The organism is Mycobacterium sp. 852002-51961_SCH5331710 (assembly GCF_001665535.1).
GTDB lineage: Bacteria > Actinomycetota > Actinomycetes > Mycobacteriales > Mycobacteriaceae > Mycobacterium.
Map to the genome: position 1 here is coordinate 85,115 of NZ_LZSQ01000123.1, position 16,318 is coordinate 101,432.

The following is a 16,318-nucleotide window of genomic DNA, read 5'->3' on the forward strand; positions in this document are numbered from 1 at the left end:
TCGGGGATTTCCCTACGTCTTGTCCCTTAGGCGGCGACGCCGGGCTTCAGGTACGTCACGAGGCTGACGTCGATGCCTTCGTCGATGAAGTACCACTGGCAGCCCTTGAGGTACTTCATGTAGCGGTCGTAGTTCTCCTCGCCGGCGGCCGCGATCGCGGCGTCCTTGTTCCGTTCGAGGCGATCGGCCCAGATGCCCAGCGTCTTGATGTAGTGGTTGCGCAGCGAGATCGCCTCGGGCACCTGGAAGCCGGCCTTCTCGCCGTGCTCGATCATCATCTGCGTGGTCGGCAGGCGGCCACCGGGGAAGATCTCGGTGATCATGAACTTGATGAAGCGGGCCATCTCGAAGGTCAGCTTCTTACCGCGGGCGGCCAGGTCATATGGGTGGTAGCCGACGCTGCTCTGGATCGTCATCCGGCCGTCGTCGGGCAGGATGTCGAAACACGTCTTGAAGAAGTCGTCGTAACGCTCGAAACCGAAGTGCTCGAACGCCTCGATCGAGACGATGCGATCGACGGGGGAGTGGAACTGCTCCCAGCCCTCCAGCCGGACGTCGTAGGTGCGCTGCGTATCGACCTTGCTCAGCAGCTGATTGCAATAGGCCTGCTGATTCTTCGACAGGGTCAGCCCGATCACGTTGACGTCGTACTTCTCCATCGCGCGCTGCAGGGTCAGACCCCACCCGCAGCCGACCTCCAGCAGTGTCATACCTGGCTTGAGGTCGAGCTTGTCCAGGTGCTGGTCGACGTTGGCGACCTGCGCCTCCGACAGCGTGGCATTCGGGCCGGTGAAGTATGCGCAGCTGTACTTGCGCGTCGGATCCTGAAAGACGCCAAAGAAGTCGTCCGACAGGTCGTAATGCGCCTGGATGTCCTCGAAATGAGGCCGCATATCCTTCGTGCCGGTTGAATTGTCAGACATATTTCCCCTGCTTGGCCTTTCCCAATGCGTGACGCGAACTCGCACGTCGTCACGTGATGATCTGGTCATACACACTATCGGTCGGTGCGAGCCAGACCCTAATTCGGCAGGCCGCCACTCCGGCGGCGATTCGCGCGGCCGATTTACTTCTGCAGCGTGAACTGGTTGACGTCGATGTATCCGACGCGGAAACCGTGCGCGCAGCCGGTGAGGTAGTGCATGTAGCGGTCATAGACCTCTTGGGACTGGATGGCGATCGCCTCGTCCTTGTGGGTCTCCAGCGCCGCTGCCCAGCAGTCCAGGGTGCGGGCGTAGTGCGGCTGCAGGCTCTGACGGCGGGTCAGCTCGAAGCCGGCCTTCCCGGCGTGCTCGCCGACCAGCTCGATCGTCGGCAGGTAACCACCGGGGAAGATCTCGGTCAGGATGAACTTGACGAACCGGGCGACCGAGAAGGTCAGCGGCATCCCCTGTTCGGCCATCTGCGGCAGCGTGAGCGCGGTGATGGTGTGCAACAGCATCACCCCGTCGTCGGGCAGCACGCGGTGAGCCATGGCGAAGTAGTCGTCCCAGCGGTCCCGGCCGAAGTGCTCGAACGCGCCGATCGACACGATCCGGTCGACGGGCTCGTCGAACTGCTCCCAGCCCTGCAGAAGCACCCGCTTGGAGCGGGGGCTGTCCGATTCGGCGAAGACCTTCTCGACATGGGCGTGCTGGTTCTCGCTCAGGGTGAGGCCGACGACGTTGACGTCGTACTTCTCGACTGCCCGCAGCATCGTCGAGCCCCAGCCGCAGCCGACGTCGAGCAGCGTCATGCCGGGCTCGAGACGCAGTTTGCCCAACGCGAGGTCGACCTTGGCGCGCTGGGCCTCCTCGAGCGTCATGCCGTGACGCTCGAAGTAGGCGCAGCTGTAGGTCTGCGACGGGTCCAACCAGAGCCGGAAGAACTCGTCCGACAGGTCGTAGTGCGCCTGGACGTCGGCGAAATGCGGCGTCAGGTTTCGTGTTGCGGCCATCGTGTGCCTTTCTGGGCGGAATCAAAGCTCGCGTCGCCTGTGACGTGTCAAGCCCGAAGCACTCGCAACGAATGTACGCGCCGCCGTTGCCGCTGACCAGTCGAGCGAATGTTTGCGGAGGCGTCAAATAGTTGCCGCGAAAGTGGTTTTCAGCTCGCCGATGATGTCATCCCACAGCGGCTCGGGAAGTTCGTGCCCCATACCGTCGAACAGAACCAGCCTGGCGTTCTCGATGGCCTTGGCGATCGCCTGCCCGCCGGAGGGCCGCATCAGTTTGTCCGCTTTGCCGTGCAGAACCACGGTGGGCGCGGTGATCTCGCGGTCGTAGGGCAGGAGGCTGCCGCTGCCCAGGATCGCCGCGAAATGCCGGCCGATTCCCGCTGGGTAGTAGGACCGGTCGTAGCCCTCGATCGCGTCGGCACGCAGCCGCTCCTCGGACGCGGGGAACCCGGGGCTGCCGATGATCTTGCTGACCCTGACCGCGTTGTCGATGATCGCCTCGCGGGTGGAGTTTTTCGGACGCTGCAGGATCGCGAGCAGCTGGCGCGGACCCGGCGGAGGCAGCAGCGCCTGGTTGTTGCTGGAGAAGATGATCGCGAGCGTCTGGGTGCGCGGCTTGTGTCGCGCGGCGAACACCTGGGCGATCATGCCGCCCATCGACGCCCCGACGATGTGGGCGCGGTCGATGCCGAGATGGTCGAGCAGCGCGGCCGCGTCATCGGCCATGTCTTCCAGCGTGTAGCCGGCGGGGCTGCGCATTCCGAGGAACGAGCGCAGCATCCGCGGCACCAGCGGGGTGTCGGTGCGCACCCCGTGCAGCTTCGACGACAGCCCGACATCGCGGTTGTCGTACCGGATGACCCGCAACCCCTGGTTGGTCAGCCGCTCACAGAAGTCCTTGCGCCACATCAGAAGTTGCGCGCCGAGGCCCATGATGAGCAGCACCGCCGGATCTCCCGCGTCGCCCATGTCCTCGTAGTGGATGTCGAGAACTCCCGACTTGGCGACCCCGGTTCGGACCTGCATTCAGCCCCGGACCTCGCTGTCGAGTTCCTCGTCATGCTCCCTGCTGACCTCGACCATGAAGTTGGCGAAGTAGCCGGTCAGCTGCGGATCCGACATCATCTGCCAACTCGGCGCGAGCAGTTTCATGTAGCGCTCGACGTAGAGGAACTGCTTGCCGATCAGCACCAGTTCGCGCGGCAGCTTGACGTCGTAGGCCTCGGCGAGCGTCGACAGTTGCTTGCCGATCTCGGCGTAACTCATGTCGCCCAGCGTCGACATCGTCAGGGGCGTCGCGAACTTCTCGAGGTCCTTGGCCGCCTGCGCCTCGGGCTTCATGGTGCCGACGGCGCCCATCAGCACGACGATCTTGCCCGCGGCGGCGTGGTCCTTCTTCACCAGCAGCGCGTACACCAGCTCGCGCAGCAGCCATCGGGTGCGCGGATCGATGCGGCCCATGATGCCGAAGTCGAAGAACACGATCTTGCCGTCGTCGTCGACGTAGAGGTTGCCCGCGTGCAGGTCACCGTGGAACAGGCCGTGCCGCAGGCCGCCTTCGAAGACGGAAAACAGCAGCGCCTTCACCAGTTCGGTGCCGTCGAAACCCTTCTGACGGATGGTCTTGACGTCGTCGATGCGCGTGCCCTGGATGCGTTCCATCGTCAGCACCCGCTCGCTGGTGAGGTCCCAATATACCTGCGGCACACGGATGTTCTTGCCCAGCGGTGAGGCGTGCATGTGCGACACCCACGCGTCCATCGACTGCGCCTCGAGCCGGAAGTCGAGTTCCTCGGCTAGGTTGTCGGCGAAGTCGGCGACGACGTCCTGTGCGCTCAGGCGCTGACCCAGCTTGGCGAACTCGACCAGGCGCGCGCCCCGCTTGAGGATCTGCAGATCCGCTGCGACCCGCCTGCGGATGCCCGGTCGCTGGATCTTGACGACGACCTCTTCACCGCTGTGCAGCGTCGCGTAGTGCACCTGCGCGATCGACGCGGACGCGAACGGCTTCTCGTCGAAGCTCTTGAAGAGGTTCGAAGGTTCGTCGCCGAGGTCCTCGACGAACAGCTTGTGCACCTCTTTGGCATCCGCGGGCGGGACCCGGTCCAGCAGGCTGCGGAACTCCTTGGACAGCGGCTCGCCGAACGCGCCCGGACTCGACGCGATGATCTGACCGAACTTGACGTAGGTGGGGCCCAGATCGGCGAACGTCTGCGGGATCTGCTTGATGATCTTCTGTTGCAACGAACCGCGGCCGGCGATCTTCGACACCACCCGGGCGCCGGTGCGGGTGACCTGCCAACCGGTCGCGCCGATGCGGGCAGCCTCGATCGGCAGCGGGACCTTGTCCAGCTTGGCTCCGTCGCGGTGCTGCGGCTTTCGCGTGGCACTCATAGGGGCCAGTGTCTCAAAATCCGCGGTGGCCCGTAAAAATGTGTGGACGGGCTCACAGTGGTCAGGCCTCGGCGAAGCTGCGTTCGACCTCTTCGCGGCTGAGGACCTCGTCGTCGCCCAATCGGTACGACGGCAGCGTGTGCGACAGATCGGTGCCCGAGGCGACCCTGGCCTGGGCCTGCCGGAACTCCGGGATCGGGCCTTGCACGACGTGCAGCCCGTTGATGACCGACCAGACTGTCGCGCGCCTGGTGGTCTGCTCGACGATGTTGGGATCCTTGTGCTGAATCAGCTGCTTGGCCCAGCGCGGCATGGTGTCGCGGATGGCCCAGTTGATCGCGCTCTGCGCCAGTGGCAGGCCCGGTCCGGTCGCGACCGCCGTGCCGTGCGTGACGGCCAGCCGCGGCAGGTAGGACTCCAGGCACTCGGCGACCTCGGCCTTGGTCTCGGGCAGGTCGGTGCCGCCCAACGCGTGGCCGACCCGCACGAACTCGCGGTAGTAGCGATCGATCTTTCTGCCGCGCAACGGGTTTGGATGGTAGAGCTCGTGTGCGGTGGCCAGCCCCCACACCACGGTGGCGTAGTTCCAGCGCAGCCAGTCCGGGTCGTCGGCGTCGTAGCGGGCGCCGTCGGGGCGGGTGCCCTTGATCGTGTGGTGCATCGAGCGCACCGCCTTCGCCAGGCGCTCGGCGGTCTCGGTCGAGCCGTAGGCGGTGCCGATGAAGAACGCGATGGAATGGCCGAGACGTACCGCGGCCCCCTTCGGGTCGATCTCCGGTCGGCCGACACCGTTCTCGTCACGTTTGACCAGCCGTGAGTGGTGCATGCCCATCCAGTAGATCGACGGGTCAAGACGTTCCATGAACGCCGCGCACTGTAGGCCGAAGATGAGGGCCTGCATGTGCGAATGCACGTGCCACACCGCGCTGCCGGGCCCGAACCAGCCTGGATCTCCGACCGGCGCGGCGAACTCCATCCCCCGGAAGTAGTTGCGGCGCACGTCCTTGTCGAAGCGCTGGTTGAGGAATTCACCGATGAACTGGTGCGGCAGCAGGATCACGTCGGCTCCTCGAGTTCCCGATTCTGGTCACGGCTGTAGCCAGAATACAGTTTGGTCACGTACGTGACCAGAGTTGGCGCGCGTCGGCCTACGCTGAGGCCGTGACCAGTCCCACGCGATGGGCCGGCGTACCGCTGACGGACCGCCGCGCCGAACGCCGTGCACAGCTGATCGACGCCGCCTTCCGGTTGTTCGGCGACGGTGGCGAGTCCGCCGTGTCGGTGCGTTCCGTCTGTCGTGAATGCGGGCTGAACACGCGCTACTTCTACGAGAGCTTCGCCGACACCGACGACCTCCTCGGCGCCGTCTACGACCAGGTGAGCGCCCAACTGGCCGAAGCGGTCGAGGCGGCCATGTCGCAGGCCGGCGATTCGCTACGGGCCAGGACCCGGGCGGGCATCGCCGCCGTGCTCGGGTTCAGCTCCGAGGATCCCCGCCGCGGTCGGGTGCTGTTCACCGATGCGCGGTCGAACCCGGTGCTGGCGGCGCGCCGCGCGGCGACCCAGGACCTGTTGCGTGAGGGCGTGCTCACCGAGGGCTGGCGGCTGCAGCCCGACACCGACTCGGTGGCCGCACTGGTCGGCGCCGCCATGTACACGGGCGCGATGGCCGAGCTGGCGCAGCAATGGCTGGCGGGCCGGCTGGGGACCGATCTGGACGCGGTGGTCGAACACGCCGTCACCCAGGTGTTGCGGTAGCGAAGTTCTCCGTCAACGCACCGACCACCGGGGCCCACACCGGCTCGGGAAGGTCGTGGCCCATACCGTCGACGACGACGTAGCGCGCGCCATCGACGGCCCGCGCGACCGTGCGGCCGTTGCGCGGTCGCACCATAGGGTCCTTCGATCCGTGGACGACGACCGTGGGCGCGGTGATGCTCCGGGTGTAGCGCAGCAGGCTGCCGGTGCCGAGGATGGCGTCGAACTGACGCAGCATGCCCTGCGGGTAGTCGCTGCGCTCGCGCAATTCCCGCACCCGGCGCTGCAACTGTTCGGTCGGCGGTAAGAAGTTGGGCCCGTTGATGATTGCGACGTTGCGGACCTCGTGGGCCAGCCGCTGCTCTAACGGGGCGTCACGTGGCGGCGCGCCGAATGCCAGACGGATCACCCGCAGCGCAGGCAACGACGAAAGCGGCGTGCCCGCGCTCGTCATCACCAGCCCCAGCGATGCCACCCGGCCGGGGTGGCGGCCCGCCAGCACCTGCGCGATCATTCCGCCCATCGAAGCGCCGACGATGTGCGCGCATTCGATGCCGAGATGGTCGAGCAGGCCGCGCACGTCTTCGGCGAGGTCGACGAGCGTGTACGGCACCGGGCTGCCGCGGCCCAGCAGATACCGCAGCACCCGCGGATACACCGAACCGTCGGCGCGCTGCCCGTCGAGCTTCGTGGACAACCCGGTGTCGCGATGATCGAACCGGATCACCCGGTACCCCTGTTCGATCAGCCGGGCGCAGAACCCGTCGGGCCACATCGGCAACTGGGCGCCGACGCCCATGATCAGCAGCACCGGCGGGTCGGCGGGGTCGCCGAGGTCCTCGTAGAAGATCCCGACGTCCCCGCAGACCGCGGTGCCGCTTCGAACCTGCATGCTGTGCTTTCTACACCTGACCGCCGACCGGTTGCTTGCCCCACGGCGTCAACCACGGTGTCGGCTCCCAGTCTTCGAGGCCCGCCAGCAGCTCGTACAGCGTTGCGCCGTCGATGGTTTCGCGGATGATGTCGGCCTGTCCGGCGTGCCGGGCCAGCTCCTCGATCATGTGTAGGAACACCCATCGCACCGACCACGCCGGAACATCCTTGGGAAACCACGGCACGTGCGGCGGGATCGGCACGGCCGCACCCAGGTCGGCGGTTTCGATCAACCGGATGGTCTCGGCGTTCTGCTCGTCGAACCTGGCGAGGATGTCGGCGAGGGTCTCGTCCTCGCCCATGACGAACTCGCTCTGATAGTCGGCCTGCTGATCCGCCATCGGACGGCGGTCGCTCTCGGTCATCTCGGGCGCTGCGGCCACGCGCGCCACCCACCCGCGTTGACAGTTGGTGACGTGCTTGATCAAACCGCCAATCGACAGCGCGCTGACCGACGGTGTCGACCGCGCCTGTTCGTCGGACAAGCCGAACGCCACGGCGTGGAAGGCGTACTGCTGCGCGGCCAGGTATTCGCGCAGGCCCTCGCGCTCGTCGGCGACGGGTGGGGGCATAGCGGGCATACTCAGTTTCCTTTCGGGTTGGTGTGGGCGTAAAGGTCTCGGATGCACGCGATTTCGGCGCCGTGGTGGATGAGCTCGCGGTTGATGTGCAGGACGAGCGTGATGAGCGGATAGTCCGCGTAGGGGCCTTCGGCGGGTCCGCACGGCTGGCTCAGGCCGTCTTCGGACAACCCCCGTACACCCTCGATCCAGGTGCTGTACTGCTCGTCGAGTTGTCGCAGCGCGGTCGATGCGTCGGTGGCGTAGTGCCACGACTGGTAGTCGGCGGCCGGCGCGCCGAAATGGCTGTGGTTGCGCATCGCGAAGACGCCGACGATGAGGTGGGCCAGTCGCCAGGCGATCGTCGTGAACGGCGGTGGCGTCGGTTCGGGATACGCGAAGTCGATCCTGCCGTCGGGGTGGACCGTCCAGCAGTCCGCGACGGGCTGCCAGAAGTACTCGTCGTCGGTGAGCCCCTGGAACCGGGGGCGCAGGAAGTTGGTCCAGTGGAAGTCTGCCTGTTCGGCCAGCTCGTGGGTGATCGTCGTGGGCATACGATCACTCTGACAGGGTTATAGGACAGTTTCGGTCCTATGAGTGAGGCAGGCTGGGTTCATGTCGGAGACGACGAGCCGGGTGCTGCAGCTGTTGGGTTTGCTGCAGTCGCGCCGGGTGTGGACGAGCGAGGAGCTCGCCGGGCGCCTGGGCGTGACCACGCGCAGTGTGCGCCGCGACGTCGAGCGGCTGCGCGACCTCGGGTATCCGGTCCACGCCAGCAAGGGCCACGGCGGCGGTTATCAGCTCGGCGCCGGTGCGGCGCTGCCGCCGCTGCTGCTGGACCCCGACGAGGCCGTCGCGATGGCGGTCTGCCTGCGCCTGGCCGCGGGCGGGACGGTAGCGGGCGTGGGCGAATCGGCGTTGCGCGCGCTGAGCAAGCTCGATCAGGTGATGCCGTCGAAGCTGCGCTCGCAGGTGGCCGCGGTGCACGACTCGACCGTCACCCTGATGTCGCCGTCCTCGGATGCACCCGTGGCACCCGACGTGTTGATGACGTTGGCGCGAGCATCCCGCGACCACGAGCACGTCTCGGCCGGCTACGTCGACATCCGCGGCAATGCCACCCAGCGGCGGCTCGAGCCCTATCAGTTGGTCACGACCGGGCGGCGCTGGTACCTGCTGGCCTACGACCGCGACAAGCAGGACTGGCGCAGTCTGCGGCTGGACCGGATGAACGACGTGCGCGCGCAGGGCAGCACCTTCGCGCCCCGCGAGGCGCCCGATGCGGCGGCCTACGTGCAGTGGTCGATCAGCAGCTCGCCGTATCGATATGTCGCGCGTGTCCGCTTCGAAGCGCCGCAAAGCGTTGTCGCACAGCACTTCTCGGCGGCATCGGTGACGATCGAGCCCGACGGCCCCGACAGGTGCATCGTCACCGCCGGCGCCGACGATCCCGAACGCATGGTGCTCTTCTTCGCAATGGTGGGATGTGATTTCGAGGTGCTCTCGCCGCCGGAGGTGGTGCGGGCGGCCGAGGTGGTCTCGGACCGGCTGGGGCGCAGCGTCAGCCGGTGAGCTCCAAACGGTCGGCGAGCATCAGGAACGCCGACGCGAACGGGTTGTCGGCGGTGTCGACGCGTAATTGCTCCCAGTCCAGTTGTTCGCGAACCGCGCGCACCGCGGGCAGCAGTCCGGCGAAGTCGCAGTGGTGTTCGTTGAGGGAGTTCAGTTTCTCGCGCATGACCTCGGTGGGGGCGAGCACGCGCATCCGCACCGCGAGCACGTCGTACTCCTCGGCGGCCAGGATGCTCTCCTTGTCGACCGGAACACCGTTGAGCCGGTGCAGCACGTCGATGACGAAGTCGTCCTCGACGCAGGCCTTGAACAGCCAGTCCTCCGGGGTGCGCTCGACGCGGAAACCGGCTTCCTCCAACGTCGCCGCCGCTTTCTCGGTATCGGGCTCGGCGACCACGAAATCGACGTCGTGAACGGGTTCCGGACCGCCGAACACCCACAGCGCGTAACTACCGCCCAGGGCGAAGTCCGGGCCCGAGGCGCGCAACGCCGACGCCGCGCGCTTGAGCGCGTCGCGAAGATCATCGTTTCTCTGTGGCACTACTCTCCTGGGGCCGACTGATGGGCTGGCAGCCATTGTGGGTAGCTAGTACCCATGCAGATGCGGATGGCCACCTTCAACATCCTGCACGGGCGCAGTGTGCACGACGGGCTGGTTCACCGGGATCGCCTCGTTCGGGCCGTCCGGGAGCTCGATGCCGACGTCCTGGCTTTGCAGGAAGTCGACCTCGACCAGCCGCGATCGGGGATGGCCGACCTGACCGCGGTCGCCGCCGAGGCGATGGGCGCGGTGAGCCACCGCTTCGTCGCCGCGATCTCGGGCACGCCGGGCGCCACCTGGATGGCGGCCACCGGTGACGAGCAGCCCGGAACCGCGGCCTACGGCATCGCGCTGTTGTCGCGATTTCCCGCGGAGTCGTGGCAGGTGTTGCGGCTGCCGCGAATCCCGGTGCGGTTTCCGATGTATCTGCCCGGACCGAATCGGGTGAAGGTCGTCAACGAGGAGCCGCGAGCGGCGGTGGTCGGCCAGCTGAACACGCCGCTGGGCCCGTTGACCGTCGCCAACACGCATCTGTCGTTCGTGCCGGGGTGGAACCGGATGCAGTTGCGGCGGCTGCTGCGTGACATGCGCGGCTTTCCGTCGCCGCGCGTGCTGATGGGCGATCTGAACATGGTGCCGCGGTCGGTCCGGCGGTGGACGCGTCTACACCCGCTCGCCGAGGCGATCACGTTCCCGTCCGACGAGCCCGACCGCCAACTCGACCACATCGTCACCGACGACCGCGGCCTGCGGGTGGAGCGGTGCTGCGCCCCGGAACTGCCGATCTCCGATCACCGCGCCCTCGTCGTCGACATCGCCCGGGACTGACCTGTTTCGACACCGCGGTTTCGATCACCGCCGCGTCGACCGCACGTAGGGTTTGGTTGTGCGGGTCATCTCGGCGGAGTCGACGGATCTGTTCGTCGGGCCCGCGGACGCGCCGCTGCAGATTGTGCGGGTGACCTACGCCGACGGCGCGGGCGAGGTGCGCGTCGACGGTAACGGCCTGACGGGTCACGCCCGTACCTCCGCCGCTGACGGCAGCGTCGAGGTGGCGGTCGCGGTGACCGATCCGCGGCCAGGTGAGCAGCGACCCGCGCGGGTCGCGACGGGTGATGGCATAACGCCGTTCGTGTTCACCGTCGCCGAGCCCGGCTGGACGATGTACATGATCAGCCACTTCCACTACGACCCGGTGTGGTGGAACACCCAGGCCGCGTATACCAGCCTGTGGAGCGAGGACCCGCCGGGCAGGTGCCGGCAGACCAACGGTTTCGATCTGGTCAGCGCCCATCTCGAAATGGCCCGCCGGGAGCCCGAATACAAGTTCGTCCTGGCCGAGGTCGACTACCTCAAGCCGTTCTGGGACACCCACCCCGAAGACCGCGACGACCTGCGCCGCTTCCTCGCCGAGGACCGTGTCGAAATCATGGGCGGAACCTACAACGAACCGAACACCAACCTCACCGGTCCCGAAACCACCATCCGAAACTTCGTGCACGGCATCGGCTTTCAGCGCGACGTGCTCGGAGCCGACCCGGCGACCGCCTGGCAGCTCGACGCATTCGGCCATGACCCGCAGTTTCCGGGCATGGCCGTAGACGCCGGGCTGACGTCGAGTTCGTGGGCCCGCGGCCCGCACCATCAGTGGGGTCCGATGGCCGACGGCGGCGACCCCGAGCGCATGCAGTTCAGCAGCGAATTCGAATGGCTTGCCCCGTCGGGACGCGGGCTGCTGACGCATTACATGCCGGCCCATTACGCCGCAGGTTGGTGGATGGACTCGGCGCCGACGCTGCAGGCCGCCGAAGACGAGACGTATCGACTGTTCGCGTCGCTGAAGAAGGTGGCGCTGACCCGCAACGTGCTGCTGCCGGTCGGCACGGATTACACGCCACCGAACAAGTGGGTCACCGAGATTCACCGCGACTGGAACGCCCGCTACACCTGGCCCCGGTTCGTGTGCGCGCTGCCCAGGGAGTTCTTCGCCGCGGTGCGCGACGAACTCAACGAGCGGGATGTCGATGCGTCGCCGCAGACGCGGGACATGAACCCGATCTACACCGGCAAGGACGTCTCCTACATCGACACCAAGCAGGCCAACCGGGCGGCCGAGGACGTCGTACTTGACGCCGAGAAGTTCGCGGTGTTCGCCGGACTGCTCGGTGGCGCGACGTACCCCCAGGCGGCGTTGGCCAAGGCCTGGGTGCAGCTGGCCTATGGTGCGCACCACGACGCGATCACCGGTTCGGAGTCCGATCAGGTGTATCTCGACCTGCTGACCGGCTGGCGCGATGCGTGGGAGTTGGGCAGGGCGGCCCGAGACAGCGCGCTGGCCGTGCTCTCGGGGGCGGTCGAGGAGTCGGTCGTCGTGTGGAATCCGGTCGCGCACAAGCGCACCGACGTCGTCACCGCCCGCATTCCGGAATCGATCGGGACGGTGCGGGTGGTCGACTGTGCGGGCGACGAGGTGCCGGCTCACGTCGAACATGGCGGTCGCACGGTCACGTGGATCGCCCGTGATGTGCCATCGCTGGGCTGGCGGTCGTATCGGCTCGAGGACACGGATACGCCGAACGCGTGGGAAGCGGTAAGCGGTAACGAAATCGGCAACGACCATTACCGGCTGCGGGTGGACCCGGCGCGGGGCGGTGCCGTCGAGTCGCTCATCGAATCCGCTTCCGGCCGATCGCTGATCGCTGACGGTGCCGTCGGCAACGAGCTCGCGGTGTACGACGAATACCCGGCCCACCCGCAGGCGGGGGAGGGGCCGTGGCACCTGCTGCCCAAGGGGCCGGTGGTGTGTTCCTCGGCGGCGGCGGCCACCGTGCAGGCCTATCGCGGAGCGCTAGGCGAGCGCCTGGTGATCCGCGGCGCCATCGGCGACATGTTGCGCTACACACAGGTTCTCACGCTGTGGCACGGCGTCGCACGCATCGATTGCCGGACGACGATCGACGAGTTCGCGGGCGCTGACAAGCTGCTGCGGCTGCGCTGGCCGTGCCCGATACCCGGCGCGATGCCGGTCAGCGAGGTCGGCGATGCGGTGATCGGACGCGTTTTCGCGCTGCTGCACGAACGCGGAGGTGATGCGGTGGACGCCGCGACGCATCCGTGGACGCTCGACAACCCGGCGTACGGCTGGTTCGGATTGTCGTCGGCGGTGAGGGTGCGAATCGGCGCCGGATGTCGCGCGATGTCGGTCGCCGAGGTGGTCACGCCGACCGAAGACGCGTCCGCGGCGGCGCGGCCGCTGATGGTCGCGCTCGCGCGCGCCGGGGTCACCGCCACGTGCAGCGGTGCCGACAAGCCGCGCTACGGCGACCTCACCGTCGACTCGAACCTTCCCGACGCGCGGATCGCACTCGGCGGTCCCGACCAAAACCGCTTCACCGCAGACCTTCTCGAAGCTGTGGACGCTGACTACGCCGAAGAGGTGAAGCGGCAGCTCGACGCTACCGGCGCGGCCAGGGTCTGGGTCCCGGCCGCCGCATCGCTGACGACGACCTGGGTGCCGAGCGCGGATCTGCGCGATGTGCGGGCGCTGCCGGTGCTGGTGCTGGCGGGGCTCGCGCTCGACGACGTCGTGGCAGGCGTGGTCGACGACCTGGCGGACTGGGAGATCGTCGTCGAGCAGACCGCGCCGGCCGACCTGCAGCCGTTCGAGAACCGGACGGTCGCGGTACTCAATCGCGGGCTGCCGGGGTTCGCGGTCGAAGCGGATGGGACGCTGAACCTGTCCCTGATGCGATCGTGTACGGGATGGCCGTCGGGCACCTGGATCGATCCGCCGCGACGCACCGCACCCGACGGGTCCAACTTCCAATTGCAGCACTGGACACACGTATTCGACTATGCGGTGGTCTCCGGGGACGGGGACTGGCGTCGCGCCGGAATACCCGCTCGCAGCGCCGAGTTCTCGGCCCCTCCGCTGGCGGTGACGGGCCACACGGGAGAGGCGGGCGCCCTTCCCTCGTCGGGTTCGCTGCTGGAGATCGAGCCGGCGGGCTCGGTGCGCCTGGGAGCACTCAAGGCCGCAGGCAATCCGTTGGCCGGCGGAAGCGCACGACCCGTTCACCCGTCGGACGGTGTCGCGATGCGACTGGTCGAAACCAACGGAACGACAACCGAAGTCACCGTCACCTCCGGGCTGCGCCGCGTGTCCGCCGCGGTTCGGGTGGACCTGCTCGAGCGCCCGCGGGTGCAGGAGGTCACCCCGGACGGGTTGTCGTTGCACGGCTTCGAGATCGCCACCGTGCTCGCGCGGTTCAACCTGCCACGGGTGCTGCAGGCCGACCATGCGGTGCTGGCGCCGGATGCCGAGGAGGCCCAGCCGCTCTACGCCCGGTACTGGCTGCACAACCGCGGTCCGGCGCCGCTCGGCGGGCTGCCCGCGGTGGCCCATCTTCATCCCCAACACGTGGAGATGTCGGATTCCCCTGTGCCGCTTCGACTCACCGTGGTCAGCGACTGCTGCGACGAGGTTCTGCACGGGCGGGTGCGGTTGCTGTGTCCGGACGGATGGACAGGGGAGCCTGCGGTGCTGCCGTTCATGCTGCCGCCCGGCGAACACCTGGACACCGGCGTGAGCGTGACACCGCCGGAAGGGGTGTCACCGGGGTTGTATCCGATACGGGCCGAACTCGCGTTGACGGGCGCGCACGTCTCGATCCCGCCTTCGTGGCGACAGGTGGTCGAGGACGTCTGCGTCATCGCGGTCGGTGCACCGCCGGACGACAGCCTGCTGCGGCTCGTCAGCGGACCCGAGCCCGTCGACGTGGTGGCCGGTCAGTCGGGACGGCTGACGGTCACCGTCGCCACCGACGCCTACGCCGACATCGCCGTCGAAGCGCATCTGATCAGCCCATGGGGTACGTGGGAGTGGTTAGGCCCCGCGGTATCCGGCGTCGAACTGGCCGCGCGCGGCACCACCGAGATCGAGTTCGACATCGCGCCGCCGGTTTGGGCGGAGCCGGGTGAATGGTGGGCGCTGGTCCGGTTGGCCGCTGCCGGACAGCTGGTGTACTCGCCTGCAGTGAAGATGACGGTCCGGTGAGCCAGCCGTGGGCCGGCATCGCGGCGACGGTGGACGGAGTGCCGGTGTCGCTGGAGGAGGTCGACGCGCGCGAAGCGTCGCTGCGTGGTTCGCGGATCGCCTCCGCGCTGCCGCGGCCCGGCACCAGCGAAGGCCGGCAGCTGCGGCGCTGGCTGACTCAGCTCCTGGTCGCCGAACGCGTCGTGGCCGCCGAGGCCGCGGCGCGGGGATTGCACGCCGACGGCGCGCCCACCGAGGCGGAGGTACTGCCGGATATGACCGTGCGGATGGAGATTGGCAGCGTGGCGGCGTCGGTGCTTGCCGATCCGGTGGCCCGTGCGGTGTTCGCGGAGTTGACGGCCTCTGTTGACGTCAGTGATGACCAGGTGGCGTCGTACCGGCAACGAAACCCGTTGCGCTTCAATACCACAGGCGAGATCGTCGAGCATCTGCGCGCCGCGGCGCGCCGTCGAGCTTTCCGGCTCTGGCTGGATGCGCGGTGCGCGGCGGACGTGCGTCTGGCGCCCGGGTACGAACACCCCGGTGACCCTCGACAACCCGACAACACCCACCGGCACTGATGGCCGATCTCACCCTCGCGCTCGATGTCGGCGGAACAAAGATCGCCGTCGGCCTCGTCGACGACACGGGCACGCTGGTGCACCAGGCGAAGTTGTCGACACCGCGTGGTGACGCGGAAACGATTTGGGCGGTGGCGGATTCGCTCATCACCGAGGCACTGGCCACCGCGGGTGGGCGGGTCCGCGGCGCGGGGATCGCCTCGGCCGGGCCTATCGACCTGACGGCGGGCACCGTGAGTCCGATCAACATCACCGCGTGGCAACGGTTTCCGATCGTCGAACGGGTGTCGACGGCCGTCGGCGCCCCGGTGCGCCTCGCCGGTGACGGCCTGTGCATGGCGATGGGAGAGCACTGGCGCGGCGCGGGCCGCGACGCCGACTTCCTGCTCGGAATGGTGGTCTCGACCGGCGTCGGCGGTGGGTTGGTGCTCGACGGCGCGCCCTACGACGGTCGGACCGGCAACGCCGGGCACGTCGGACACGTCGTCGTGGATCCGGATGGCGCGCCGTGCACCTGCGGCGGGCGCGGCTGCGTGGAGACCATCGCCGCGGGCCCGCGGATGGCGCAGTGGGCGCGCGAGCACGGGTGGGATGCGCCCGCCGAAGCCGACGCCAAGGAATTGGCCGACGCCGCCAACGCCGGAGACGCCGTCGCCCTTCGGGCCTTCCGTCGCGGCGCGGTGGCCGTCGGCGCGATGATCGCGGCGGTCGGCGCGGTCTGCGACTTCGACCGCGTCGTGATCGGCGGCGGCGTGGCCAAGTCCGGGGCGCTGCTGTTCGACCCCGTCCGGGAAGCTCTCGCGTCCTATGCCGGGCTGGACTTCATTCGTGGGGTGCAGGTGGTGCCGGCCGAGCTCGGGGGTGACGCGGGCCTGGTCGGTGCGGCGGCGTTATTGCGCGAGCAGACGTAAACCTGCCCCTTTTCGCGGGTTTTTGGGCAGTTATGCGTCTGTCCCCTACTGGCGTGTGGGCCCTCGCCGGGAGGTGTCGCGGCGTTTTGGCTGTTGG

Annotated in this window: 15 protein-coding genes; 6 read left to right on the forward strand and 9 right to left on the reverse strand. The window is 67.9% G+C overall.

The window, feature by feature from the left end:
- Positions 1-26: 26 nt before the first annotated feature.
- The 5 genes from A5752_RS23385 to A5752_RS23405 all read right to left on the reverse strand — a co-directional run bounded on the left by A5752_RS23385 (position 27) and on the right by A5752_RS23405 (position 5,387).
- Positions 27-923, reverse strand: coding sequence for a cyclopropane mycolic acid synthase family methyltransferase (locus tag A5752_RS23385; protein WP_067090860.1), 897 nt, complete (start codon positions 921-923; stop codon positions 27-29).
- A 143-nt stretch (positions 924-1,066) separates the two neighbouring features.
- Positions 1,067-1,936 (reverse strand): cyclopropane mycolic acid synthase family methyltransferase, encoded by an 870-nt coding sequence (locus A5752_RS23390; RefSeq protein WP_067090862.1) that lies wholly within the window; start codon positions 1,934-1,936, stop codon positions 1,067-1,069.
- Between the two features lie 123 nt (positions 1,937-2,059).
- Complete coding sequence (locus A5752_RS23395) at positions 2,060-2,962, reverse strand: alpha/beta fold hydrolase (RefSeq protein WP_067090865.1); 903 nt, start codon at positions 2,960-2,962, stop codon at positions 2,060-2,062.
- Positions 2,963-4,330, reverse strand: a complete 1,368-nt coding sequence (locus tag A5752_RS23400) for an ABC1 kinase family protein (protein WP_067090867.1) — start codon at positions 4,328-4,330, stop codon at positions 2,963-2,965.
- 61 nt (positions 4,331-4,391) lie between these two features.
- Positions 4,392-5,387 carry an oxygenase MpaB family protein gene (locus A5752_RS23405; protein WP_067091492.1) on the reverse strand — a complete coding sequence of 332 codons (996 nt, stop codon included), beginning with the start codon at positions 5,385-5,387 and terminating at the stop codon, positions 4,392-4,394.
- A gap of 104 nt (positions 5,388-5,491) precedes the next feature.
- Between A5752_RS23405 and A5752_RS23410 the strand changes: the two genes are divergently transcribed.
- Positions 5,492-6,088 carry a TetR/AcrR family transcriptional regulator gene (locus A5752_RS23410; RefSeq protein ID WP_067090870.1) on the forward strand — a complete coding sequence of 199 codons (597 nt, stop codon included), beginning with the start codon at positions 5,492-5,494 and terminating at the stop codon, positions 6,086-6,088.
- Here A5752_RS23410 and A5752_RS23415 read toward each other — a convergent pair.
- Genes A5752_RS23415 through A5752_RS23425 form a run of 3 tightly spaced genes read right to left on the reverse strand, consistent with a single transcriptional unit; the run spans position 6,069 to position 8,135 of the window.
- Positions 6,069-6,980 (reverse strand): alpha/beta fold hydrolase, encoded by a 912-nt coding sequence (locus A5752_RS23415; RefSeq protein WP_067090873.1) that lies wholly within the window; start codon positions 6,978-6,980, stop codon positions 6,069-6,071. The genes A5752_RS23410 and A5752_RS23415 overlap by 20 nt on opposite strands.
- A gap of 10 nt (positions 6,981-6,990) precedes the next feature.
- A complete protein-coding gene (locus A5752_RS23420; RefSeq protein WP_067090876.1) occupies positions 6,991-7,602 on the reverse strand; it encodes a DinB family protein in 612 nt (203 codons plus the stop codon).
- A gap of 2 nt (positions 7,603-7,604) precedes the next feature.
- Positions 7,605-8,135, reverse strand: coding sequence for a DinB family protein (locus A5752_RS23425; protein ID WP_067090878.1), 531 nt, complete (start codon positions 8,133-8,135; stop codon positions 7,605-7,607).
- A gap of 61 nt (positions 8,136-8,196) precedes the next feature.
- Here A5752_RS23425 and A5752_RS23430 point away from each other — a divergent pair, with 61 nt between their 5' ends.
- Positions 8,197-9,153 (forward strand): helix-turn-helix transcriptional regulator, encoded by a 957-nt coding sequence (locus A5752_RS23430; protein WP_067090881.1) that lies wholly within the window; start codon positions 8,197-8,199, stop codon positions 9,151-9,153.
- Here the strand turns inward: A5752_RS23430 and A5752_RS23435 are convergent.
- Positions 9,143-9,694: a hypothetical protein gene (locus A5752_RS23435; protein WP_156614132.1), complete on the reverse strand. Its 552-nt coding sequence runs from the start codon at positions 9,692-9,694 to the stop codon at positions 9,143-9,145. The two genes, A5752_RS23430 and A5752_RS23435, sit on opposite strands and share 11 nt — an antisense overlap.
- 60 nt (positions 9,695-9,754) lie before the next feature.
- Between A5752_RS23435 and A5752_RS23440 the strand changes: the two genes are divergently transcribed.
- From A5752_RS23440 to A5752_RS23455, 4 genes are read left to right on the forward strand one after another with little or no spacing between them, the layout of a single operon-like run.
- Complete coding sequence (locus tag A5752_RS23440) at positions 9,755-10,522, forward strand: endonuclease/exonuclease/phosphatase family protein (RefSeq protein ID WP_067091493.1); 768 nt, start codon at positions 9,755-9,757, stop codon at positions 10,520-10,522.
- Positions 10,523-10,580: 58 nt separating this feature from the next.
- On the forward strand, positions 10,581-14,750 hold the full coding sequence (locus A5752_RS23445; protein ID WP_067090886.1) for a glycoside hydrolase family 38 N-terminal domain-containing protein: 4,170 nt from the start codon (positions 10,581-10,583) through the stop codon (positions 14,748-14,750).
- A complete protein-coding gene (locus A5752_RS23450) occupies positions 14,747-15,310 on the forward strand; it encodes a DUF7158 domain-containing protein (RefSeq protein WP_067090889.1) in 564 nt (187 codons plus the stop codon). The genes A5752_RS23445 and A5752_RS23450 overlap by 4 nt, the downstream gene beginning before the upstream one ends.
- On the forward strand, positions 15,310-16,221 hold the full coding sequence (locus tag A5752_RS23455; RefSeq protein WP_067090893.1) for an ROK family protein: 912 nt from the start codon (positions 15,310-15,312) through the stop codon (positions 16,219-16,221). Before A5752_RS23450 ends, A5752_RS23455 begins: the two co-directional genes overlap by 1 nt.
- Positions 16,222-16,318: the final 97 nt, after the last annotated feature.